General features: G+C 51.9%; 26 protein-coding genes. 12 read left to right on the top strand and 14 right to left on the bottom strand.

Features of this window, described 5'->3' with window-relative positions; all coding sequences use genetic code 11:
- The first annotated feature begins 4 nt into the window (after positions 1 to 4).
- The 5 genes from PsW64_RS07340 (at position 5) to ychF (ending at position 4,300) form a co-directional block, all read left to right on the top strand.
- Positions 5 to 406, top strand: coding sequence for a hypothetical protein (locus PsW64_RS07340; protein WP_208980630.1), 402 nt, complete (start codon positions 5 to 7; stop codon positions 404 to 406).
- 234 nt (positions 407 to 640) lie between these two features.
- Entirely contained in the window at positions 641 to 1,576 is a 936-nt protein-coding gene (locus PsW64_RS07335) for a ribose-phosphate pyrophosphokinase (protein WP_057463594.1), read from the top strand.
- A gap of 214 nt (positions 1,577 to 1,790) precedes the next feature.
- A complete protein-coding gene (locus PsW64_RS07330) occupies positions 1,791 to 2,405 on the top strand; it encodes a 50S ribosomal protein L25/general stress protein Ctc (protein WP_063290037.1) in 615 nt (204 codons plus the stop codon).
- 29 nt (positions 2,406 to 2,434) lie between these two features.
- Positions 2,435 to 3,199 (top strand): aminoacyl-tRNA hydrolase, encoded by a 765-nt coding sequence (pth, locus tag PsW64_RS07325; protein WP_063303212.1) that lies wholly within the window; start codon positions 2,435 to 2,437, stop codon positions 3,197 to 3,199.
- Positions 3,200 to 4,300: a redox-regulated ATPase YchF gene (gene ychF / locus PsW64_RS07320; protein ID WP_063290039.1), complete on the top strand. Its 1,101-nt coding sequence runs from the start codon at positions 3,200 to 3,202 to the stop codon at positions 4,298 to 4,300.
- 77 nt (positions 4,301 to 4,377) lie between these two features.
- Here ychF and PsW64_RS07315 read toward each other — a convergent pair whose 3' ends face one another.
- The 11 genes from PsW64_RS07315 to PsW64_RS07265 form a co-directional block, all read right to left on the bottom strand.
- Entirely contained in the window at positions 4,378 to 5,187 is an 810-nt protein-coding gene (locus PsW64_RS07315; protein ID WP_208980629.1) for a DeoR/GlpR family DNA-binding transcription regulator, read from the bottom strand.
- A 75-nt stretch (positions 5,188 to 5,262) separates the two neighbouring features.
- A complete protein-coding gene (locus tag PsW64_RS07310) occupies positions 5,263 to 6,057 on the bottom strand; it encodes a DeoR/GlpR family DNA-binding transcription regulator (protein WP_063293989.1) in 795 nt (264 codons plus the stop codon).
- 69 nt (positions 6,058 to 6,126) lie between these two features.
- On the bottom strand, positions 6,127 to 6,621 hold the full coding sequence (locus tag PsW64_RS07305; RefSeq protein ID WP_063303211.1) for a GNAT family N-acetyltransferase: 495 nt from the start codon (positions 6,619 to 6,621) through the stop codon (positions 6,127 to 6,129).
- Entirely contained in the window at positions 6,606 to 7,316 is a 711-nt protein-coding gene (gene bluB, locus PsW64_RS07300) for a 5,6-dimethylbenzimidazole synthase (protein WP_057463599.1), read from the bottom strand. Before bluB ends, PsW64_RS07305 begins: the two co-directional genes overlap by 16 nt.
- Positions 7,313 to 7,867 (bottom strand): adenine phosphoribosyltransferase, encoded by a 555-nt coding sequence (locus PsW64_RS07295; protein WP_057463664.1) that lies wholly within the window; start codon positions 7,865 to 7,867, stop codon positions 7,313 to 7,315. Before PsW64_RS07295 ends, bluB begins: the two co-directional genes overlap by 4 nt.
- Before the next feature lie 77 nt (positions 7,868 to 7,944).
- Positions 7,945 to 8,817 carry an S-methyl-5'-thioadenosine phosphorylase gene (locus tag PsW64_RS07290; RefSeq protein ID WP_063303210.1) on the bottom strand — a complete coding sequence of 291 codons (873 nt, stop codon included), beginning with the start codon at positions 8,815 to 8,817 and terminating at the stop codon, positions 7,945 to 7,947.
- 144 nt (positions 8,818 to 8,961) lie between these two features.
- Complete coding sequence (locus tag PsW64_RS07285) at positions 8,962 to 9,804, bottom strand: cytochrome c1 (RefSeq protein WP_063303209.1); 843 nt, start codon at positions 9,802 to 9,804, stop codon at positions 8,962 to 8,964.
- 18 nt (positions 9,805 to 9,822) lie between these two features.
- A complete protein-coding gene (locus PsW64_RS07280; protein ID WP_057463603.1) occupies positions 9,823 to 11,079 on the bottom strand; it encodes a cytochrome b in 1,257 nt (418 codons plus the stop codon).
- Positions 11,080 to 11,102: 23 nt separating this feature from the next.
- Positions 11,103 to 11,663, bottom strand: a complete 561-nt coding sequence (gene petA / locus PsW64_RS07275; RefSeq protein ID WP_057463604.1) for a ubiquinol-cytochrome c reductase iron-sulfur subunit — start codon at positions 11,661 to 11,663, stop codon at positions 11,103 to 11,105.
- Positions 11,664 to 12,029: 366 nt separating this feature from the next.
- Positions 12,030 to 13,868, bottom strand: a complete 1,839-nt coding sequence (locus tag PsW64_RS07270) for an ABC transporter ATP-binding protein (protein WP_057463606.1) — start codon at positions 13,866 to 13,868, stop codon at positions 12,030 to 12,032.
- A gap of 73 nt (positions 13,869 to 13,941) precedes the next feature.
- The gene (locus PsW64_RS07265) at positions 13,942 to 14,331 is read right to left on the bottom strand and encodes a hypothetical protein (protein ID WP_057463607.1); all 390 of its coding nucleotides are present in this window, start codon (positions 14,329 to 14,331) and stop codon (positions 13,942 to 13,944) included.
- Positions 14,332 to 14,898: 567 nt separating this feature from the next.
- On the opposite strand from PsW64_RS07265, the gene PsW64_RS07260 reads away from it, so the two are divergent.
- From PsW64_RS07260 to hemF, 4 genes are all read left to right on the top strand, one after another.
- Positions 14,899 to 15,354: a tRNA (cytidine(34)-2'-O)-methyltransferase gene (locus PsW64_RS07260; protein ID WP_063300231.1), complete on the top strand. Its 456-nt coding sequence runs from the start codon at positions 14,899 to 14,901 to the stop codon at positions 15,352 to 15,354.
- Between the two features lie 68 nt (positions 15,355 to 15,422).
- Positions 15,423 to 16,001 carry a DUF1176 domain-containing protein gene (locus PsW64_RS07255; protein WP_063303208.1) on the top strand — a complete coding sequence of 193 codons (579 nt, stop codon included), beginning with the start codon at positions 15,423 to 15,425 and terminating at the stop codon, positions 15,999 to 16,001.
- 242 nt (positions 16,002 to 16,243) lie between these two features.
- On the top strand, positions 16,244 to 16,819 hold the full coding sequence (locus PsW64_RS07250) for a DUF1176 domain-containing protein (RefSeq protein WP_208980628.1): 576 nt from the start codon (positions 16,244 to 16,246) through the stop codon (positions 16,817 to 16,819).
- 89 nt (positions 16,820 to 16,908) lie between these two features.
- Complete coding sequence (gene hemF, locus PsW64_RS07245; protein WP_063290045.1) at positions 16,909 to 17,820, top strand: oxygen-dependent coproporphyrinogen oxidase; 912 nt, start codon at positions 16,909 to 16,911, stop codon at positions 17,818 to 17,820.
- A gap of 74 nt (positions 17,821 to 17,894) precedes the next feature.
- Here hemF and PsW64_RS07240 read toward each other — a convergent pair whose 3' ends face one another.
- Both PsW64_RS07240 and PsW64_RS07235 read right to left on the bottom strand, forming a co-directional pair.
- Positions 17,895 to 18,485 (bottom strand): DUF2087 domain-containing protein, encoded by a 591-nt coding sequence (locus tag PsW64_RS07240; protein ID WP_208980627.1) that lies wholly within the window; start codon positions 18,483 to 18,485, stop codon positions 17,895 to 17,897.
- A 215-nt stretch (positions 18,486 to 18,700) separates the two neighbouring features.
- Entirely contained in the window at positions 18,701 to 19,108 is a 408-nt protein-coding gene (locus tag PsW64_RS07235) for a hypothetical protein (protein ID WP_063303207.1), read from the bottom strand.
- An 86-nt stretch (positions 19,109 to 19,194) separates the two neighbouring features.
- Here PsW64_RS07235 and PsW64_RS07230 point away from each other — a divergent pair, with 86 nt between their 5' ends.
- On the top strand, positions 19,195 to 19,767 hold the full coding sequence (locus PsW64_RS07230) for a TetR/AcrR family transcriptional regulator (protein WP_063303206.1): 573 nt from the start codon (positions 19,195 to 19,197) through the stop codon (positions 19,765 to 19,767).
- Here PsW64_RS07230 and fumC read toward each other — a convergent pair.
- Positions 19,754 to 21,160, bottom strand: coding sequence for a class II fumarate hydratase (gene fumC / locus PsW64_RS07225; RefSeq protein WP_063303205.1), 1,407 nt, complete (start codon positions 21,158 to 21,160; stop codon positions 19,754 to 19,756). The two genes, PsW64_RS07230 and fumC, sit on opposite strands and share 14 nt — an antisense overlap.
- 242 nt (positions 21,161 to 21,402) lie before the next feature.
- On the opposite strand from fumC, the gene PsW64_RS07220 reads away from it, so the two are divergent.
- Together PsW64_RS07220 and PsW64_RS07215 are read left to right on the top strand one after the other, a co-directional pair.
- A complete protein-coding gene (locus PsW64_RS07220) occupies positions 21,403 to 22,524 on the top strand; it encodes an AAA family ATPase (protein ID WP_063290049.1) in 1,122 nt (373 codons plus the stop codon).
- A 5-nt stretch (positions 22,525 to 22,529) separates the two neighbouring features.
- Positions 22,530 to 23,513: an EamA family transporter gene (locus tag PsW64_RS07215; protein ID WP_063303204.1), complete on the top strand. Its 984-nt coding sequence runs from the start codon at positions 22,530 to 22,532 to the stop codon at positions 23,511 to 23,513.
- Positions 23,514 to 23,560 lie beyond the last annotated feature (47 nt).

Raw genomic sequence — 23,560 nt, 5'->3', positions numbered from 1 at the left:
GGACATGATTGAAACCAAGTCAGCTCCTCCGACTGTCTCTCCGGCAAAAGCAACTTTTGCATTTGAGCAGCTGACCGGACTGCCTGGCAATATTGCCGACGATCTCTCTGAGCAACTTGGGAATCGCGCAGCAGCAGCGAATCTCAACCTCGTCAGACGCGTTGGTGCACCAGCAACGTACCGAGTCAAAGGATTCTTGACCGCAGCTGGCGATCAGTACACCACCACCGTCTTCTATGTATTTGATATTATTGACGCAAATGGCAACCGTGTTCACCGGATCGATGGCCAGGAGCAAACTGGCGGCAACTCTGGCGATCCATGGGCTGATGTTTCAAGCGATGCACTGCGAAGAATTGCGACCAGAACAATTGCTTCTTTAGAAGCATGGTTACACAGCAAGTGACCTAATAAAATCAAATAGATACACAATTACGCAGCTCAGCTTTTGCAAAAAAGCTGAGCTGCTGTGCGTTCTGGCTATTGTCGGCTTAAGACGAGGTTGCTAAAAGGCGCGCAAGGCGACCTGTCAGGACGCCTTACCAGAAGAAATCGGGTTCCACCAAGGGACGCAAATTTCCACCTCACCACCGACGAATGTCACACGGTGAGATCAAAGCCCAAGAAGGACTTGCGGGTTATGAAAATCGTCGCGGGTAACTCCAATCGCGCGCTGGCCGAGCAAATTTCAAAGTATCTTGATGTACCATTGTCGAAGTGCCAGGTTCGCCGCTTTGCAGACCAAGAAATCTACGTTGAAATCCAGGAGAACGTGCGCGGTGAGGACGTCTTTGTCATTCAGCCTACAAGCTATCCGGCAAATGACCACCTCATGGAACTGCTGATCATCATTGATGCGCTCCGCCGTTCTTCAGCACGTCGCATTACCGCAGTGGTTCCATACTTTGGCTACGCCCGTCAGGACCGTAAGTCAGCGCCTCGTACGCCAATCTCTGCGAAACTTGTTTCCAACCTGATCACCAATGCTGGTGCAGACAGAGTGCTTACACTCGACCTGCATGCTGCGCAGATTCAGGGCTTCTTCGACATCCCAACCGACAACCTTTACGGTGCGCCGGTGATGACCCGTGACATCAAAGAGCACTATGACACAACCAACGTCATGGTTGTTTCTCCGGATGTTGGCGGTGTGGTTCGTGCGCGTGCACTAGCAAAGCGCATTGAAGCTCCTCTGTCCATCGTTGATAAGCGCCGCGACAAGCCTGGTGAATCCGAAGTCATGAACATCATCGGTGATGTGAGCGGCTACGATTGTATCCTTGTGGATGACATCGTCGATTCTGGCGGAACTCTTTGCAACGCAGCAGATGCACTTCTTGCTGCTGGTGCCAAGTCCGTCACGGCCTACATCACACATGGTGTCCTCTCAGGTGGCGCAGTGGCACGCGTTTCAGCATCCAAGCTCAAAGAACTGGTAATCACCGATTCCATCGAGCCAACGGCTGCTGTTCAGGCTGCTCCAAACATCCGCACTATTTCTATAGCCCCACTCATGGGCGAAGCGATCAATCGCACATCGCAGGAACGCTCTGTTTCCAGCTTGTTCGATTCATAACGAGCTCTAATCACAAGCTTTGAGAAACCGGGGTACGCCTCGGTTTTTCTTATTGTAGGCTCAGCAGTTGCCCTTGCTCTTTCTGGGAGTATCGGTTATACGAGCCGCGTACGTCGACACCCTTGGAGGAGGCGTGCGAAGTTGGCCGTAGTTGAGCGCAGAAATCTGTCGCTCCCGCGGCCTTACTTTTATAATCAAACTAGGAGATTCCACCATGGCAAACAGCTATGAGCTGAAAGCACAGGTGCGTGAACGGGCCGGCAAGGGGGCCGCTCGTGCAGCTCGTCGTGAAGGTCTTGTACCAGCAGTAATCTACGGCGACAAAAAAGAAGCAGTGTCTATCAGCCTGCCAATTAAAGAAGCAACCATGACCCTGCATAAGGGCGGTTTCCTGTCTCACGTCGGTACAATCGACCTGAACGGCGAAAAGACTTCTGTAATTGCAAAAGACTTCCAGCTGCATCCAGTAAAAGACACTCTGATGCACGTTGACTTCCTGCGTGTTTCTGCAAACGCTACTCTGACCGTTGAAATCCCAGTGAAGTTCCTCAACGAAGAAACTTCCCCAGGCCTTAAGCGCGGTGGTGTTATCAACGTTGTACGTCACACTGTTGAAATGACTGTTCCAGCGAACGCTATCCCAGAAGCTCTCGAAATCGATCTTGGTGAAGCTGACCTCGGTTCTTCTCAGCATATCTCTGCTGTTAAGCTCCCAGCTGGTTGTGCTCCGACCATTACAGACCGCGACTTCACAATCTCCACGATTGTTGCACCAGCAGGTCTGAAAGAAGACGACGACGCTTCTGAAGAAGGTGAAGGCGAAGAGTAATTCTCTAACTAGGGCTTGGGACAATACCTATGAAGCTGTTAGTCGGCCTCGGTAATCCAGGCCCTAAATACGAGAGTAATCGTCACAATATCGGGTTCATGGCGGCAGATGAAATTCATCGCCGCCATAGCTCATTCAGCCCGTGGCGGGCTCGCTTTCAGGCTCAGGTTTCTGAAGGTACTTTGGCAGGTGAAAAAGTCCTGCTGATGAAGCCAATGACCTACATGAACGAATCCGGTCGCTCCGTAGGTGAAGCACTCCGTTTCTACAAGCTCACCCCACAAGATGTTGTCGTGCTCTATGACGAGCTGGACCTGCCTCCTGCGAAATTCCGCATGAAGAATGGCGGCGGTCACGGAGGCCACAATGGCCTGCGCTCCATCACAGCACACATCACGGATGCCTATCGCCGTGTACGCCTTGGTATTGGCCATCCCGGCCATAAAGACCGCGTACATCAATGGGTCTTGGGTGATTTTGCAAAAGCGGATCAGGAGTGGCTTGAGCCTCTTCTGGAGGCAGTTGCAGACAACGCTCCTTTGCTTGCACAACATCACGACAACCAGTTCGCCAACAAGGTGACACTGGCAACACGCCCGGAAGGCTCTGGTAAACCTTACAAAAAGGACAGCTCTCGCGAGGCTGCTGTTAAAAAGAAGCAGGACCCCGCCGAGCCTGAACCAGAAAAAAAGCCAGCTCCAAAAGCAACGGGCTATCAGGACAAAGAAGCTAACAAAAAAGGGCCGCTCGCGTCAGCGCTTGAGCAGCTGTTTGGATCGAAAGGACAAGAATAAATGGGTTTTCAGTGCGGCATCGTCGGCTTGCCTAACGTTGGTAAGTCTACCCTCTTCAACGCTCTGACGAAGACAGCAGCGGCGCAGGCAGCAAACTATCCGTTCTGCACCATTGAGCCAAACACTGGTGATGTTGCTGTGCCAGATCCACGCCAGTCCAAGATTGCAGCAATCGCTGGCTCCAAAGAGATCATCCCGACCCGCCTGACTTTCGTAGACATTGCAGGCCTCGTGCGCGGCGCGTCCAAAGGGGAAGGCCTGGGCAACCAGTTCCTCGCTAACATCCGCGAAGTAGACGCGATCGCACACGTTCTGCGCTGTTTCGAAGACGACGACATCACGCACGTTGATGGCAAGATCGATCCAATCGCTGATGCAGAAACAGTCGAAACCGAACTGATGGTTTCTGACATGGAAAGCCTCGAAAAGCGTATTGCGCCGCTCGCTAAAAAAGCGAAGTCTGGCGACAAAGACGCCAAGATGGCTCTTCCGATTATGGAACAGGCACTCGCAATTCTTCAGGATGGTAAGCCAGTGCGCGCACTTGGCCTCACCGATCCGGAAGACGTCAAACAGCTCGAAATGCTGAACCTGCTGACATCCAAGCCAGTTCTCTACGTGTGTAACGTGGAAGAAGAATCAGCAGACAAAGGCAACAGCCTGTCCGCTAAGGTTCAGGCTATGGCAGAAGAGCAAGGCGCAGCCTCCGTTGTCATCTCAGCCGCGATTGAAGCAGAAATTGCACAACTGGAAGACGAAGAGCAGCGTGAATACATGGCTGACATGGGCTTGGAAGAGCCTGGCCTAGACCGTTTGATCCGCGCAGGCTACGACCTGCTGCACCTGATCACCTACTTCACAGCTGGCCCGAAAGAAACACGCGCCTGGACCGTATCAAGAGGCACCAAAGCCCCTCAGGCTGCTGGCGTCATCCATACGGACTTTGAACGCGGCTTCATTCGCGCACAAACCATCGCTTACAACGACTACGTTGAGCTTGGCGGCGAAAACCCGGCTAAAGAAGCAGGCAAAGCACGCGACGAAGGCAAGGAATACATCGTTCAGGATGGCGATGTGCTGCTCTTCAAGTTCAATACATAAGTCTATGGCACAATCGCTATAAAACAAAAGGCGCTCAATCGAGCGCCTTTTTTATTGAAAAATCAATGAGATAAGAATCAAATATCTAACAAAACAATCTCACTGGAAGCTTCTGCCTCCACATCAGCCACATGGACTTCTTTCACGCCCTGCGCGATCAGCTTGTCAAGAATACTTGGCTCAACGCCGCTATCCACGATCAGCATGTCTGCCTGAGCGCATGAATTAGCAACGAACCGGCTCGGAACGCCAATCTTGCTGGAGTTACACAGCACCATAGTTCGCTTGCAAGACGCCATGACGGCCCGCGCAAACTTAGCTTCCTCTTCCACGTAGTACATGAGATCCCCCTCAGTGGACAAACCGACAGGACAAATGATCCCCCAGTCCGCCTCGAGGCTCTCAACCGTACCCAGAGCAATCGGCCCCAAAGCCCCCTGCCCATCGGTATAGAGATTGCCGCCAATCACATGGATGTCTGCAGCTGTCTCAGCCCCAATCATCATTGAGGCGACCGCATACGAGTTGGTCGAAACCTTTATCTGCGGCACCTGAGCAAGATGCTGCGCCAGGATTGTCATTGTGCTTCCGGACTCAACAACCACATGGTCACCAGTCTTGAAGAACGAAGTCGCCAGCCGACCAATCGCATACTTCTCGATGTAATGGCTGCGAAGCCTTACTCGATAGGCATCCTGATCTCGTGGCATGAGGAAGCAAATAGAATTATCGAAGAGTTCAAATTCCTCACGATCCGACAACACCTTCGCCAGACTGGTGAGTTCTTCAAAATCCATTCCTAAAATATCTGCCGCAGCAGTCAATGAAATACGTCTGTGGCGCTTAACCAGATTGGCGAGAACGTCCACCATTAAGTCATTAATCATCTAAATTGGCCTAGATCCCAGATACTATTCCGGTAGTAAACAATGTTCATTTTTATCGAAAAAGATTAAAATTTATCAACTGTTCAGAAGAATGAAATCTTCGCTGTCAGCATCCTCGGAAATCGCATGAAAAACGCGCGCTTTTCTAAGATGATGATCGACTTCAGCAAAGCCTAATTCCCCATTATTATCAGTAATAAAGACATCAACACCCTGCATTGTTTGCGCGGTATAGCGGCTGGGAACGCCCAATTTGGAACTATCATTCAACATCATAGTTTTCTGCGCACTGCGCTGCATAAGCAAGCTGGTTTCAGCATCAACTTTGTGGAAGTAGCAGGCCCCTTTTTGAATACACATGCTCGTCGGGCTCAGGACGGTCCAGTCCACCTTCAGATCACGAATACGCGCCTGTGTCTCTTCCCCATGAAGCGCAGTGGTATGCGCTTCCAACCTGCCGCCAATCAACTCAACATTACATGTACGACTATGCCGGACAAGGCTCTCCGCAATCAGCGGGCTTGTCGTCGCGATGGAGAGATTTTTCTTCTCTTTCAGATGATTGGCAAAAAGGGAAAGCGTACTGCCCGCCTCAATCAGCAAACTTTCACCATCCTTAATCAGGCTGGCAGCAAGTTTGCCAATGGCATTCTTCTCGGCAAACCGAGAGTGCATGCGCACGCTGATATCACTCTCTGCAATGGCCTCATTCGAAACCAGGGAACTGCCTCGCACGCGCATGATACTGTTGTTTTCCAGGCCATCAACGGCATACAGGATCTCATCGACAGAGCAATCCAGTACAGTGGCCAGTAAGGAGAGCCGTATCGTTCTATAGCGTCGCACCAATTCGATTATGCGGACGATCACAACACAACCCTCATATACAATTTTATTTAATCTTTCATAAAATTAGTCAAATACCGTTTGAATGTAAAGCTAAGATCGATTGCCGGTGATGTCGCGTCCAAAAATCACCTCGTCACGCAGCGGTATGCCGTGCAAGCCTGTGACTGGTATTTCTGGCTTTAACTTACGTTCCTCATCAATGACGCCCTGCACCACTTTTTCTAAGCGGAAGCCACGTCTTTGATAAAACCGAAATGCATCCAGATTGTCGTTTGAGGTCCGCACCATAATCCGGCCAAGGCCTTCCTGCCGCGCAGCATCAACGGAAGCATCCAGCAGAAGCGTACCAATGCCGCCCCAGCGTTGTAGCGAATCCAGCGTAAGGATCTCCCACTCCTGCTCACGCTTGATCAACGTAATCATCCCCACAAGACGCCCTTCATCCAGAGCGAGATATCCAGGCAGACGTGAGGCGTCCACCATTTCACCATCAAGCAATTGCTCAGGACTGGTCCACCGGTTTACGAGCAGTTCAACAACCTGCTCTCGATCTTCTGGTTCAATTGCTCTTACTTGGATTGACACGAAGAAGACTCCTGTTTGGCTTCTGGCCTGACTAGATCAATATCTTTTAACATTCGCAATTCAGTGGCAGTACGTGCCTGCCAGCCAGTGCGCTGCAGTTCGGGGACTTCGTTGTTCTCACATGGGTAACCTATGCAAAGATAGGCAACAAATTTCCAATTTTCAGGAACACCAAACAACTGTCCGATACTGTCAGGATTGAGAATAGACACCCAACCGACACCAATGCCTTTTGCTCTAGCAGCAAGCCAGAGGCAATTAATTGCGCTAACACAAGAATAAGCCAGCGTCTCTGGCATAGTCTGCCGTCCGAGCCCGCCTCCCTGCGTTGGATCAAGATCACAAAATACAGCAAATTGCAGCGGAGCATCAGTCAAGCCTTGCAGCTTGAGCTTGGTATAGCTTTCTGCCCGCTCCCCTTTATAGCCCTTGAGAGCTTCAGAATTTGCCTGTTGGAAATTGAGATAAACAGCCTCGCGGTTCGCAGGTTGGCTCATCTCGATAAAACGCCACGGCTGACTGTTGCCGACGCTTGGGGAAAGATCAGTTAACCGCAAAAGCTCATCAACAGTTTCGCGATCAATAATGTCCTGCTTAAAATGGCGCACATCCCGGCGCCATTTCAAAAGCAATTCAAAATCGTGATTGAAGGCCGCAGAAAACTGCGGGCCATTCTCTACAAAGGCGTCATTCAATGACCGGGAAACTCCACCAATGTCCTGACAGGAATATCGAGTGCTTCCAGTTTTGCACGTCCTTGCAGTTCTGGCAAATCGACAATGAAGCACGCAGCCACGATGTCGGCCCCAGCGCTTCTCAGAAGCTTCACAGCAGCTTCTGCGGTCCCACCAGTCGCAATCAGGTCATCAACCAGAATAACCTTCTCACCGGGCTTTACAGCATCACAGTGGATCTCAATGGTATCGGTACCATACTCCAGCTCATATTCCTGCTCGATGGTCTTAAACGGCAGCTTACCCTTCTTACGCACTGGCAAGAAACCGGCGGAGAGCTGGTGAGCCACAGCACCACCAAGAATAAAGCCGCGCGCCTCGATACCAGCAACCTGCTCAATCTTGGAGCCAGCCCAAGGCTGTACCAGTGCATCAACCGCACGGCGGAAGGCGCGAGGATCACTCAGCAGTGTTGTGATATCGCGAAACAGAATACCTTCCTTTGGATAGTCTGGAATGGTCCGAATGGACGCAATCAGCTCCTCTGAGATACTGTTAGTTATGTCAGTCATGGTCATTTCCGCGTTTGAATTGCATAGTTTTTGTAAGAAGCCCTTCAACGAGAGCCCCATAAGCGATCTGTGCTCGATTATTTGCGCAGCACACGTCCAGCAACAGCATCAAGCTTTGCAAGCAGTGCCGGGTCTCTTTTGTCCTCAGCAGTCATAATCGCAAAATCAAGTGCCGTGTTGGAACCAACCGGGCACTGCTGGTGCTCTCTCGGCAGTTTCCGGGCAACAGCTAGGACAAGCTTCTGAGCACTTTCCACGTTCTCGTGTAGAACCTTGATGATCGCGTTGATATCTACGTTTCCGTGGTCGGCATGCCAACTGTCGTAATCCGTTACCATCGCCACAGTTGAATAACTGATTTCCGCTTCACGGGCCAGCTTGGCTTCCGGCATGTTTGTCATGCCAATAACGTCACAGCCCCAGGAGCGGTAGAGGAGGCTTTCTGCCTTGGAAGAAAACTGAGGCCCTTCCATAGCCAGATAAGTACCGCCGCGGCTATACGTAAGGCCCTCTTCTTGACAGGCACTTTCAACAACATCCACCAGCAGTGGCGAAATTGGATCAGCAACGGAGACGTGCGCCACGCAGCCTGTTCCAAAGAAGCTCTTTTCGCGCGCAAACGTACGATCGATGAACTGGTCAACAAGAACGAAAGTTCCCGGTGCATATTCCTCTTTCAAGGACCCGCAGGCGCTGACGGAAATCAGGTCTGTGACACCAGCCCGCTTAAGCACGTCAATATTTGCGCGATAATTGATCTCGGTTGGAGAGTGCACATGTCCGCGACCGTGACGAGGCAGGAAAACAACCTTCAAGCCACCAATCTCGCCGATACAAACATCATCACTTGGCTCACCCCACGGGCTTTCAATCCGTTCCCATCGGGCATTTTCAAAACCAGGGATATTGTAGAGGCCAGAACCTCCGATAATGCCCAGAACCGCCTGCATATCGCTCTCTCCGCTTTGCCTGTGTCGGCGCAACCTTACCTGATTCACTGATAGGAAGTTGGCGGTACATCAAATCCAGCCCGCAACCCCAAAAAAAAGGGCTACCCGATTAGGATAGCCCTTTTTGAATTTATAAATGTGACCTTAGTGGTCAACATCTCTCCAGATCTTACGCTTTGTAAAGTACAGCAGCGATGCGAACAGGATCAGGAATGCCATCACACCAAAGCCGATACGCTTGCGTGATTCCAGATGAGGCTCAGCAGTCCACATCAGGAATGCAGAAACGTCACGAGCATACTGATCAACAGTCATTGGAGAACCGTCGGAGTACTCAACCAGCTCATCAGAAAGCGGAGGCGCCATTGCGAGCGTGGACCCTGAAATGAAGCCAGGATTGTAGTACTGACCTTCTGGAACCTCAACACCCTCAGGTGCCTCATGGTAGCCAGTTAGCAGACCGTACAGGTAATCCGGACCGTTTTCCTGATACTGCGTGGCAACATCAAGAACAAACCAAGGGAAACCACGAAGGGCAGCGCGTGCTTTTGCCATCAAAGAAAGGTCTGGTGGGTAAGCACCATTGTTAGAAGCACGTGCAGCTTGCTCGTTCGGGAATGGTGATGGGAATTTGTCGAACGGCTTGCCGTCACGCTCAAACATTTCACCTTCACTGTCCGGGCCATCTTCGATGGTGTATTCAGCTGCAAGAGCCTTCACTTCATCAACAGAGAAACCTGGTCCGCCTTCCTCAGCAAGGTTACGGAATGCGACGTAGCTCAGTCCATGACAGGCAGAACAAACTTCCTGGTACACCTGGAAGCCGCGCTGCAGCTGCGCTTTGTCAAACTGACCGAATGGGCCAGCAAAAGACCAAGGCTGCTTTTCGACGTGAGGTCCTTCGCCAGCTGCAAGAGCCGGACCAGCTACAGCAAGACCTGCAACAACAGCCAGAGCACGAGCGCTTTTGAACATTAGATTTTTCATCTTTAAAATCCCCTGCCCTTAAGCCGCATCACTGGACTTACCCAGCACTGCATCGTTGATTGAGTCAGGAACTTTCCGAGGCGTTTCGATCAGTCCGAGAACTGGAAGAACGATCAGGAAGTGTGCGAAGTAGAGAACCGTAAAGAACTGGATCCAGGCAATGTATGGCTGCTCAGCAGGCTTAGATCCAAGCCACCCCAACATGATTGTGGTGAAGAAGAAGAGCCAGAAGAAGAACCGGTAAACAGGACGGTAATTCGCTGAACGAACTTTGGAAGTGTCAAGCCAAGGCAACACGAACAAGATCGCAATCGCACCGCCCATGGCAATCACACCACCGAGCTTGGAAGGAATTGGACCAATATCGAAAGTGATCGCACGCAGGATCGCATAAAATGGCAGAAGGAACCATTCTGGAACGATGTGCGCTGGTGTCACCATTGGGTTCGCTGGAATGTAGTTATCAGCATGACCCAGATAGTTTGGCAGGTAGAACACGAACCAGGAGAACAGGATCATAAAGACAACGATCGCGAACAGATCCTTCAACGTGTAGTACGGATGGAATGGAACTGTGTCTTTATCGGACTTAGGATCAACACCAACTGGGTTGTTGTTACCAGCAACGTGGAACGCCCAGATGTGCAGCATCACAACGCCAAGGATCACGAACGGCAGCAGATAGTGCAGTGAGAAGAAGCGGTTCAGTGTTGGGTTACCAACTGCGAAACCACCCCAGAGCCATGTGGTGATTGCTTCACCAACAACTGGAACTGCAGAAAACAGGTTCGTAATAACCGTTGCACCCCAAAGAGACATCTGGCCCCAAGGAAGCACGTAGCCCATGAATGCGGTAAGCACCATGAGGAAGAACAGCAACACACCCAGGATCCATGCAATTTCGCGCGGCTCTTTGTAAGAACCGTAGTACATACCGCGGAAGATGTGGATGTACACTGCGAAGAAGAACATGGATGCACCGTTTGAGTGCAGATAACGCATCAACCATCCGTAGTTCACATCGCGCATGATGTGCTCAACGGATGCAAATGCGAGCGCATCATTCGGCGTGTAGTGCATTACCAGAACGATACCGGTAATGAGCTGAACAACGAGCACGAAAAATGCGATACCGCCGAAGGTCCACCAGTAGTTCAGGTTCTTCGGGGTAGGAAACGCAACAAAACTCCCATGTACAAGGGAGAGTACCGGCAAACGACGCTCAAGCCATTTGGCGCCAGCGTTTTGCGGTTCATAAGTAGAATGACCAGCCATAGCTGCCTCCTGAAAGGGCCTCGTCAGCCGATTACAACAACGTCGTCGCTGGAAAACTTGTAAGGCGGCACGAGCATGTTTTCTGGAGCCGGGCCTTTACGAATACGACCAGCAGTGTCGTAGTGGGAGCCGTGACATGGGCAGAACCAGCCGCCGTATTCACCAGCTTCACCAAGAGGCACACAGCCCAGGTGCGTACAAACGCCAACCATAACCAGCCAGGCTTCTTTACCTGTCGTAGCGCGGTTTGCGTCAGATGCGTCCGCACCATCTTCTAGGTTAGCATTACGTGCAAACTGGTCTGGCAGATCAGCAATAGGCACTTCTGTCGCTTCAGCGATCTCTTTTTCCGTACGTTGACGGATAAAGACCGGCTTACCACGCCAGGTCACAGTGATGGATTGCCCGACTTCAACCGCAGAAACATCAACTTCGATAGAAGCCAAAGCCAGTGCAGATGCATCGGGGTTCATCTGATGGATAAAGGGCCAAGCCAGAGCTCCCGCACCGACCGCGCCCACGGCACCGGTCGCGATGTAAAGAAAATCGCGGCGTGACGGTTCAGCCGTGTCCGTGTGTTCCAAGGTCGCGTCCTCTCGAAACAAAATTGAAAGAGAACACCTACGATCTCTTCTGTGAGGACAGGCCCGCAACCAGTCAAAACCGGTCACTGTCTATACACCGCAAAGAAGACATAGGTGAAAATGCGCTAAATACGCACTTATATTGACGGATGCTATCTGCCACCAATGGTCGCACTTGTCTAGACTGGTTAAAAATTTGCGGACTTATTGTCGCAGACAACTTGGGCATAAGAGGAAAAAAACGGGATCAATTGAGATTTTGACACGCAAATATGAGTCAAAAGTCGAGTGGTTCGGGGACCCTAGGACGCAAACTCTCCCCGAACCACTTTTAGTTTAAACCGCTTGATTCCCTGTCAGGAATCCCTATTCGGCGGCAACTTGTGCAAGGAAACCGCCAGATTGGTGGTTCCAGAGGTTTCCATAGATACCTTCGGATTTCAGAAGTTCCTCATGGGTACCCATCTCTACGATCTTGCCTTGATCCATGACAATGAGGCGATCCATTGCCGCAATTGTGGAAAGTCGGTGGGCAATTGCAATAACTGTCTTACCTTCCATCAACTCAAACAGGCTTTCCTGGATCGCAGCCTCCACTTCTGAGTCCAAAGCAGACGTTGCTTCGTCCAGAACGAGGATCGGAGCATCCTTAAGCAAGACACGTGCGATTGCGACGCGCTGGCGTTGACCGCCAGAAAGCTTCACACCGCGCTCACCCACCAGAGTATCAAAGCCAGTCCGTCCTTCTGGATCTTTCAGGCCGTCAATAAACTCCAGAGCATGAGCCCGTCTCGCCGCTTCAGTCGCCTCTTCCAGAGTTGCACCATCTTTGCCGTAGGTGATGTTCTCCAGAATCGTCCGATGCAGCAAAGACGTGTCCTGAGAAACCACGCCAACATTCTGGCGCAGGCTCTCTTGCGTCACGCCGCGAATATCCTGACCATCAATGGCAATGCGTCCACCTTCCAGATCATGGAAGCGCAGCAGCAAGTTCATCAGGGTCGATTTACCCGCACCCGAGCGACCAACAATCCCGATTTTCTCACCCGGTTTAATGTTGAGCGACAGGTTCTCCAGAACGCCACTGCCCTTGCCATAGTGGAACTTCACATCTTCAAAGCGAATTTCCGCGTCAGAAACAACAAGCGCTTTCGCATCTTGCTTATCAGTGACCTCCGTATGCCGGGACAACATGCCCAATCCGTCCTGAACAGTACCAATATTCTCGAAGAGGCCAGCAACTTCCCAAAGGATCCACTGAGACATGCCCTGCAAACGCAAGGCCAGACCAATCGCAATCGCGATATCACCAGTCGTCACCAAAGCCCTCTGCCAAAGCCAGATGGACAGAGCACCAAGAGACAACAAGAGCAGATTGTTGATCAGCGTCAGGCAGATATTCAGCTTGGTCACATTCCGCATCTGCTTATGCACGGTATCCATGAAAGTGCTCATGGAACCTTTGGCATAATCTTCTTCGCGCGATGCATGTGAAAACAGCTTTACGGTCGAGATATTCGTATAGGCATCAACGATATGACCAGTCATCACAGACCGGGCATCCGCTTGCTTCTTGGAAATACGCTTAAGCTTGGGAACAAAGACGTACATGACGAGGAAGTAGGAGAGCAGCCAACCGATCATCGGCAGGGCAAGACGCCAATCTGCGCTCACAAGCACAACAAGTGCAGCCAGAAAGTAAACAATTACATAGACAAAGATATCGACAATACGCGTAATAACTTCTCGCACAGCAAGTGAGGTCTGCATCAGCTTGTTAGCAATGCGACCTGCAAAGTCATTATGGAAGAAAGTCAAACTCTGTCGAAGTAATTGCCGGTGCCCCTTCCACCTGATCAGCATTGGATAGTTACCAACCAATCCTTGATGGAAGAACATCTCCCACACTGCTGACATGATCGGCGAAATCACAAGAAGAACAACCCCCATCCAGATCAGATGGCCCCAGTTGTCGGCAAAGAACGTTTCCGGGTCTTCGGTGCCTAACCAGTTCACCAAATCACCCATAAACGTAAAGATGACCACTTCAATTACAGCAATAGATGCAGCGAAAAAGGCGATCACAACAAGTAGTATTGAAACAGGCTTGGTATAATACCAGATAAACCCCCAAAACTTACTTGGAGGAGTCTCGATCTCTTCCATTTTGAATGGGTCAATAAGCTTCTCAAAATAAGAGAACATGACAAATCCCAATTAAGATATTTGGTTTGCGAGGTGCGCTACCACGTCAACATGGTAAGAGGATGACGGCTGCTTACTGCAGCCGCTCATCTCGATCGTAAGGATCCCGGTTATCTTTCGGAGAGCCGGAAAAAGTCCAGATAACACTGGCAATTCCAACCCCAACAGCAAAAGCTCCAACCAGGGTATCAATCAAACGTCCCTGAAACAGAGAGCCAGCCTCGTTGATTCCGTTTGCTCTTACAATTTCTACCGTAGCCAACTCTGCGTAGAGCGTTGGAATAATTGTAAAAAATGCGATACCAGCACTAATCATCAAGAACCAGAATGCGTGCCCAAGGCTTTGAGAAAACGTTCCTTTTTCAGAACCAGCCGAGCGCACATACCGGCCACCATCGACCGGAATTTGAGATGCAGAATCGTCACGGGACGCGATCTGCGCCCAGATAAATGACGTAATCATTGGAGATACTCCGACAACATATGCATGCAACCGCAGACGTAATACGTCCGTGAAGAGGGCTGCATTAAGAAAATACGAGCTAGAAAGTGTTGGAAATCCGCCTTCTAAGCGGAAACGGCGTAACCTGCGTTTTTGGCGGGATGCATAGCGCATGCGCCAGTCGCTGGGAGAACATTTACGTTCACGAGCACAAATTCAGTATTCATGTATGTCTCCCTAGTTCCAACGTTAAAAAATAGCTGATCGGGCGATCAGCAACTCGGAGAGTCTCGTCAAGTAAGATGAGGGCTCTCGGCCGGTGCGAGATGCTTATACTCATAAAGGCGGAGATATGCCTAGCCCCAAAAAATACGGAAAACCACTTTAGGATGTGGTGTATCTTTTTCGCAACATATATCACGAATTCAGATAGAACCTCTTGATTTCCATTAGGTTTCACCTACCGGAACGCCCCACCTATCAACAAACTCTATGATTTTTCTGGAGATTTTCCCCGGGTTCCTCTAGATGCCCAAGAGATGCTTCCATAAGCCAATCTTTCAGGAAACAACGCGAGCACCCGACAACATGCCAGATATTGCCCTTTACCAGCCAGACATTCCGCAGAACACCGGGACCCTATTACGGCTGGCCGCTTGCATGGATGTGACGGTACACCTGATCGAACCGGCAGGCTTCCCCCTGTCTGATCATGCACTTAAACGGGCTGGCATGGATTACATCGAACGCGCCAAACTCCAACGTCATATGGATTGGGAGAGTTTTCGTGAATGGCAGATAGCCGAAAAACGCCGACTTATCCTCATGACCACCAAAGGATCACGCCCTTATACGCAGTTCGCTTTCAAGAAAGACGACCTGATCCTGATGGGTCGCGAAAGTTCTGGCGTGCCGGAAGATATCCATCAAGTTGCTGATGCAAGACTGCTGATTCCAATGAAGAACGGCATGCGATCTCTCAACATGGCTGTTTCCACTGGCATGGTCCTGGGTGAAGCTCTTCGTCAAACAGATTGTTTTTGAATAAAACACAACCTAAACTAGTTGCGTTATTGAATGCGTTGCTTTGCGCGATTTAGGTTTTTATTGCGATGTTTGAGAGTCTTTCGAGAAAATTCGCTCATCTGTTTTGCTTTGCACTTTTGCTGTCAGTTCCACAGTCCACATTCGCAGGTGCACCGGTCGAACCCGTCCTCCATGCCAACCTGCATGACGAAGCCGTCCTGAATCGATATCTCCACCTGCTGGACGAGATATACCCCTGTGAATGGCATGATGCACACACACGAAGCGGGTATAACCTTTACGACTTCGGCAACGGCGTCGAGGTGCTCGAATTCTCTTGCACCGTTGGCATGCACAATCTGGCGAACCTCTATATCCGTCGCACCAAAAACTCAAAACAGCCTGCAAAGCTCGTCTCCCTCGATCGTCCTAAGGACCAGCCAGTCACCAGCCGGTACATTCTGTTCAACAGCTTTTGGGATCACAATCGCAGCGCTCTCACCAGCTTCACAGTGGATCGAGGTCTCTCTGACTGTGGCTCTTTTGAAATCCACCGCTTCACACCCAAAGGGTATCTGGAACTCGTGGAGTATCGCGCCAAGCGGCAGTGTGACGGCAAATTCCGTGAGCCAACGGATTACCCGTTGATCTACCCGCCAAGGTAAAAGCGACCAGCAAGTCCATTAAAGCCCGAGGCTTCTTGGTAAGCGCGATGAAACCAAGAGTTTTAGCGCAAGAGTAAGGCTGGCAAGGCATCTTCAAAGACACAGCAAGAAGACTAAAGCGCATCTCCGAAAAGTGGAAATCGGTTTTCGGATAAAGATACGCAAAAACAAAGACTAAAGCAGTTCATATGTTTCAACTTAAATGCGAACTGCTTTAGGGTTGTCCAAAGAGGAAGATCGCCGTGTTCCAAACCTTGCCCCGAACATTCACAGCCTGTTTTGCAGCAACCGTTCTCTTCGAAACTCTACTGGCAATCTCGTTACACGCCGAACCTGTCAAACCCGTCACACAGCACGATCCAACAGTCCTGAACCGCTACATAAACATGCTGGATGCAGCCTATCCCTGTGATTGGAAAGACGCCTACGACCTGTCCGGCAACAATACACTGCAGTTCAGCAAGGACGTGAAGGTGCTGGAGTTCATGTGCGCCAACAACCTTTACAACATGGCCCACCTCTACATCCGTATAGATTCCCGACAGCCCAACAACGCCAAGCTGCTGACCTTTGAACGCCCAAAACACGAAGGCAACGACAACCCCGACGTGGTCTTCAACGGTGTCTGGGACATCAAGACCGGAGATCTGACCAGCTTCACGGAAGGCCGCGGGCTTGGAGACTGTGGCACCTACGAGGTTCACAAGTTCACATCCGATGGCTACCCCCAACTGATGGAGTTCCGTGCCAAGCCCGAATGTGACGGCAACTATGTCCAGCCGGAAAAGTATCCGGTCATCCTCGACAGATCCAAATAGCTCCGTGCACCGTTCCGCCTCACCTGTACTTCTCAGTTGCGCTCCCTTACATAGAACAGCAAAGAACGCTTTGCGCTCAAGGAGGGACTATGAGCGAGACACAAAACACGCTTCCAGCAGATCTGGAAGACAAAAAACAAGAGGCATCCGCGTGGTTCAGCCAGCTGCGTGACAACATTTGCAATGCCTTTGAGCAGCTGGAAGTAGAAGTCGGGGAACTGGACGGCCCCCTCTCTGACCAGCCAGCGGGACGTTTCGAGCGGACCCCATGGGAACGTACAGATCACAGCGGCGGCCACGGCGGCGGCGGTGTCATGTCCCTGATGCATGGACGTGTATTTGAAAAAGTCGGCGTACACGTCTCCAGCGTACACGGCGAGTTCTCACCTGAGTTCCGCGACCAGATCCCTGGTGCCAGCGAAGACCCGCGTTTCTGGGCTTCCGGCATCTCTCTGATCGCCCATATGCACAATCCAAATGTACCAGCAGTGCATATGAACACCCGTATGGTCGTCACCACCAAGCAGTGGTTTGGTGGCGGAGCAGACCTGACACCTGTGCTCAGCGCACGTCGCACGCAGGAAGATCCGGACACTGTCGAATTTCATGAGGCTATGAAAGCAGCCTGCGCAGACCATCCGGGGGCTGATTACGAGCACTTCAAGAAGTGGTGCGACGAGTACTTCTATCTGCCTCACCGCAACGAAGCACGCGGCATTGGCGGCATTTTCTACGACCGCCACAACACCGGCGACTGGAATGCAGACCTTGCCCTCACCAAATCCGTCGGCAACGCCTTCCTCGACATCTATCCAAAGCTGATCCGCAAAAACTTCCTGACCCCATGGACGCTCGAACAACGCGAAGAACAGTTGGTCCGTCGTGGCCGTTACGTGGAGTTCAACCTCCTTTACGACCGCGGCACAATCTTCGGCCTCAAGACAGGCGGAAACGTCTCCTCCATCCTGTCCTCCATGCCACCCGTGGTAAAGTGGCCATAAGCCACAGCAGAATAAAAAAACTCCCCGGCCCACGGGTCGGGGAGTTTCCTGTCTCTTTGGAAGTGAAAAACAGCTTAAGCGCTCGGCCTGACAATGAACGACATGGCAGAACTGCCAGTCTCACGTTCCAAACCTCTCCCCTTCAAACGCTTGATCAGATCACGCGCTTCCAGCGGTGGTTGCTGCTCCTGCCGTCTGTAATCAGAACAATCCCGATTACGATGTAACAGCCCGAGACTAAACAGCTCACGCCTTAACAAAGCAGGGTCGGCAAAACAGTGCCCTTCCTTGAGCAGCATGTTGATCTCTTTCTCCCGAAGCGATGCACCAGCCGGAATAAGGGACCACAGCTGCCAAAGACAAAGCACCTGAACCTGCCGCCGTGACGGCCAGCTCACCAATCGCCCCAAATCATCAAACTGATTGAGGGCACGCTCAACAAGCCGATGGTCTACCGTCTCGACAACCGGCTCGGTATCGAGGCGACGACCTGCAGAATGCGAAGCTTTTAGATGCTGGAAGTTCTGGAAACCCGCCGCTTTGGCGAGCATGTTCATCAACTCCACATGCGAGGGAGCATCACCGCGAGATTTCATCTGGCGGGCAACACTACGCGCAAACGTGGAGATATCAGGCGAACGAAGAGGGACTGGGACTCTCGACATTGAAAAATCCTCTCGAGCCGCATTACATTTTCGTGGTCGCTGGCTTGCGAAGCGGCATCGGACAAGAATGTCGATTGCTGTCGAAGTGAATGGCAGGTTTAGCTCCCCTTTCGGGGCAGCGACGCCTTGGGAACTGCCGACCGATGATGACAATAAAAGCGCAAACCGCGAAATGTCAACACGCAGCAGTTTTGGGCGTCACCCATTTCAACCACTCAGGCTACAGAACTCCGCAATGCATTTGCACGCCCGGCCTTCCGCAATCCCATCGCCGCACAGCCGGCTATAATCACGAAGGAAATCCACTGCGGCATATCCATCAGGCTACCCAACTGGGTGAGGCCGTAGTAGATGAACAGCAGCGTGAACCCGCCATATTGCCCAATCACCACCCAGGCGACACCAGCGGCCAGTTCCTCTCTAAAGGCAGCTGCCAGCAACAACACACCGTTGACCAGCATCACCACCGTAATCCCGTGCCAGACCACCGACAGCACCGCGATCACCACAGGATGAAGATCACTGCCCAATACAGGATCATGGATCTCTGGCCCACCCAGAAACACATGTACCAGCATCAACAACAACGACAGGATACCAGAAGCCAACAGCCACTTATTCATAGGAATTGCCTCATCTTTGATTCCATACGGTAGCGTATGGTAGCTTAAAGCTGGACCCTGTCAATACGGCAGCGTATGGTGAAAGAATGACAGAGAAAACCAAACTCACAGCATTGGACTGGATCAAAGGCGGCTTCCGCTCGCTAGCCGCGAATGGACCTCTGAGCCTGAAAGCCGAAGCGCTTGCCAGAACACTGAAGGTGAGCAAGGGCTCGTTCTATTGGCACTTCAAGGATGTCGCTGCTTTGAAAAAAGCAATGCTGGACCATTGGGAGCAATTAGCCACACAACAAATCATCGCGCAGGTCGATGCAGGCAGCCCCGCCCCCAAACAGCGCCTCTATGATCTGATCGAGATTGCAGCAAGTGAGGTCTCATTGGAGTATGGCGCAACCGGCGTTTCCTCCGCGATCCGCAACTGGGCCCAGTTTGATGATCTCGCCGGCGCCTATATGAGTAAAATTGATCAGCGGCGTCTGGAGTACGTCGAGCAATTATTTTCTCAAATCCCCCAAACCCAAAGAAATGCAAAGATCAACAGCCAGATCCTTTATGCAACGCTCATTGGGGCTCAGCAGTTAGAGGAGGCAGACCAAAAAGCCTGCCTGAAACACACTCTGGACATCATGATGAGTGGCAACCGTCCTACCCCGGTCTGACCATTTTTTCTGGCCGGACAACACGGTCAAACTCTTCCGCAGACACATAACCAAGACGAAGAGCTTCTTCCTTCAGTGTGGTCCCGTTCTTATGCGCAGACTTGGCAATCTCGGTTGCTTTGTCATAGCCAATGGTGGGCGCAAGTGCTGTCACCAGCATCAAGGACCGTTCCAGCAGCTCTTCAATGCGCTCAATGTTTGGCTCAATGCCAACAACGCAGCGGTCCGCAAAGCTCACCATGCAATCGGCCAGAAGCTCAATGGATTGCAGCAGGCTGTTGGCAATCACAGGTTTGAACACGTTCAGCTCAAAGTGCCCCGTCGATCCGCCCACACTCACAGCTGTCTGATTACCCATCACCTGAGCACAAACCATGGTCACCGCTTCACACTGGGTCGGATTCACCTTACCCGGCATAATGGAAGAGCCCGGCTCGTTGGCTGGCAGACTGATCTCACCAAGACCGGAACGCGGACCGGAGGCAAGGAAACGAATGTCATTGGCAATCTTCATCAGCGAACAAGCCAGCGTGTTCAGCGCGCCATGTGCAAACACAGCTGCATCATGCGTGGCCAGTGCCTCAAATTTATTGACCGCCGTCACAAATGGCAGGCCTGTCACCTCACTCACGTGAGTAGCAAACGCACTGGCAAACTCTGGCGTTGAATTAAGTCCGGTTCCCACCGCTGTGCCACCCTGCGCCAGCCGATAAAGCCCCACAAGGCTCTGCTCAATACGCTCCTTGGAATACTCCAGCTGCGCCACATAACCAGAAAACTCCTGCCCCAATGTCAAAGGCGTCGCATCCTGCGTGTGCGTCCGGCCAATTTTCACGATACCCGCAAAGGCCGCCACCTTGGCTTCCATGGTGTCGTGCAGATGCGTCAAAGCGGGCAGCAGCACCTTGTTGATCTCACAAGCTGCCGCGATGTGCATGGCCGTCGGGAAGGTGTCGTTAGAGGACTGCCCCACATTCACGTGGTCATTGGGGTGCACAGGAGACTTGGTGCCGATCTGTCCGCCAAGCAACTCAATGGCACGGTTAGCAATCACCTCGTTGGTGTTCATGTTGGACTGTGTGCCAGACCCCGTCTGCCAGATTACCAGCGGGAAATGCGCATCCAGCTTGCCGGAAATCACTTCGGTCGCTGCCTGACAAATGGCCTTGCCCAGATCTTCTGACAAACGCCCCTCTTCCATGTTCACCCTGGCAGCAGCCAGCTTCACCGCGCCCAACGCATGGATCAGCGCAGGCGGCAGATGCTCCCGGCCAATGGGAAAGTTGATCAGAGACCGTGCAGTTTGCGCGCCCCAATATTTGCCAATCGGAACATCCAGCACACCAAAACTATCGGATTCCTGCCGCATACCATCAGAATTTTGATCAGACATTGACACTTTCCTCTCAAGCGCAGTCCCGAAAAAGGAACGATCCTTCTCAGGCGAGAACACACGACAACGAAACCATAAAGCAGTTTAGACAACCCTGCCATGAAGCACAGGGCTTCATCAACCACAGGCGAACAAAACGTGAATTTCCGGTGCATGAATGCCGCGGTTCAATTTACATTTGTGAGCCAACCTGCTTATTCTCAACCATACCTACCGAAGATATATCAAAAAAGTTTCACCAGATGTCTATGCCCCCTCTTTCGGCGATCGGTATTGAGAATTACCGGTCCGTACACAAGCTGTTCATGCGAGTTGGTGCCGTCAACGTGTTTGTCGGCAACAATGGCGTCGGTAAAACGAACCTCTACAAGTCGCTTGAACTTCTGCAGCAAGCCGCACTGGGCCGTATCACCCGCGCTGTTTCAGAGGAAGGCGGTGTAGACAGCGTCATGTGGGCAGGAGACCTGAAAACCCACGAAAAGAAGCGCATCATCCTGCGTGCCGATCTGGGGGATCTTTCCTACCGCATCCAGCTGGGCCTGCCCAACCCGATCTCTGATCCCGCCCTGCCCTATGAGACCATGGTGAGAGAAGAAGAACTAAACCTTCTGACAGGCTCCAAATCTGTCGTGCTGATGAACCGCAAAGGCCCAAGTGCCTTTCTGCGCGCCAGCAACGGCAGCAAGGTAACCTACGACAACGAGCTTCTGCCTTCCGAAACGGCCCTCGCCAGCATTCGCGATGGCAGCCAGTTTCCGGAGTTAGATCTGGTCCGCCGCGCAATTGCAGACTGGCGTTTCTACCACACCTTCCGCAGTGATCGGGACAGCCTGTTACGTCGCCCAAGCCCCAATGTAACCACCCCAACGCTCTCATCAGACGGCAACGATCTCGCTGCAGTTTTCGCAACGCTGAAGGAAATCCGCAAGGACACCTTCTATCTCCAGGAAGCGGTCGATGATGCCTTCCCCAACAGCAAGCTGATCATCGAAGCCAATGGGCAGGATTGCCGCTTCGCATTACAGACACCGGAAATCCGCCGCCCGTTCCCCTCTCAGGAGCTGTCGGACGGCACATTGCAATATCTCGCCCTGCTTGGCGCTATGTTGTCCTACCGCCTGCCCTCCTTCATTGCCCTCAACGAACCTGAAGCCAGCCTGCACCCTGACTTGCTGGAACCACTCGCCAAAGTCATTGCCAAAGCCTCAGAGCGCAGCCAGATCTGGCTCGTCACACATTCTGAGCAACTTGCTGATCATATTGCCAATCATGCGGGGGCATACCCAAGGCGCATTTATAAAGAAAACGGCCAGACCGGAATTGATGGCCTGAAAATCACCGGCGAATTCGTCGGAGAGGAGTAGTAAGTTTGACCCCCAAGGGCTTGATTGTCTGCCTTGCCACCATGGTAAGCTGGGCGTTTCTGATTGTCATAAGCAAAGGCTTGCTGCTTAATTACAATCTTGATCCATGGATCTTCACTATCATTCAGCTGATGTTTGGCGGCCTGTTCCTCATCGCCATCAGCCGAAAGCTGGGCGCAACAATGGATGCACTCAAGAGCCCTTACACCTGGGCCTATGGGGTTGCCCGCGTCCTCTCTGCAGCCTGTTTCACAGCCTCTCTGCTGTACATCAGTGCGGCAAACGCAGGCTTTTTCGGCCTTGTCTCCGTTCCGTTTTCAGCGCTCGCCTTTGCTCTCTTGTTTTTCCGGCTCCCCACCGCTCTGGAACTGCCCGGTCATCTGATCATTATTCTTGGCGTTGTTCTACTGATCTCCTCGCTGGAAGGCACCTACTCCAACCCCGCCGTCTATCTGATGATCTTCTCAGAATTTGCAGTGGTTGCCTCCGTTATTATCGCCGAGTTCCACCCGCAAAATCAGGGAGATGATCTGAAGGAACGCGCCTCGCTCAGCGGCGTCATGCTGGTGGCCAGCGCACTGATCATGCTCATCGCCCTCGCCGCCCTCTCTCTCATCACCGATGGCCCTGCAGCAACACAGCAAGCAACGGACTGGACCAGCAACCTGCCGCTCATCGACCTGACACAGGTCTGGAGCCCAACCATGTGGCTCGCGGCCATTTGTGTCGGCATAACCCTGCGTGGTGTGTCCATGTTCCTGTCCATGCAGGCGATTAATCTGGTTGGCAGTCAGAACTACGTTGCCACAATCGCCGCCCTGCCGTTCACCTCATTGCTGTTTGAGCTCATCGCCGACAAAGCTGGCTATCTGCCTCAGACACGACTAGATCCAATCGCCATTCTGGCAGGCGTCATCATGACAGCCGGTTCACTGGGCATTCTCTGGGCACGCCAGCGCAAGTTCAAAACAGCCGCTGCATTCTCATAGCTTTAGAAAACCCGCATATTTCTGAAAGCAATTGCTTACTCGCCTTC

Origin of the sequence: Pseudovibrio sp. W64, from assembly GCF_001623145.1 — a bacterium.
In the GTDB taxonomy this organism is placed as follows: Bacteria; Pseudomonadota; Alphaproteobacteria; order Rhizobiales; family Stappiaceae; genus Pseudovibrio.
Note: the sequence above shows the minus strand (reverse complement) of the source record. Positions and strands in the feature narration are given on the sequence as shown.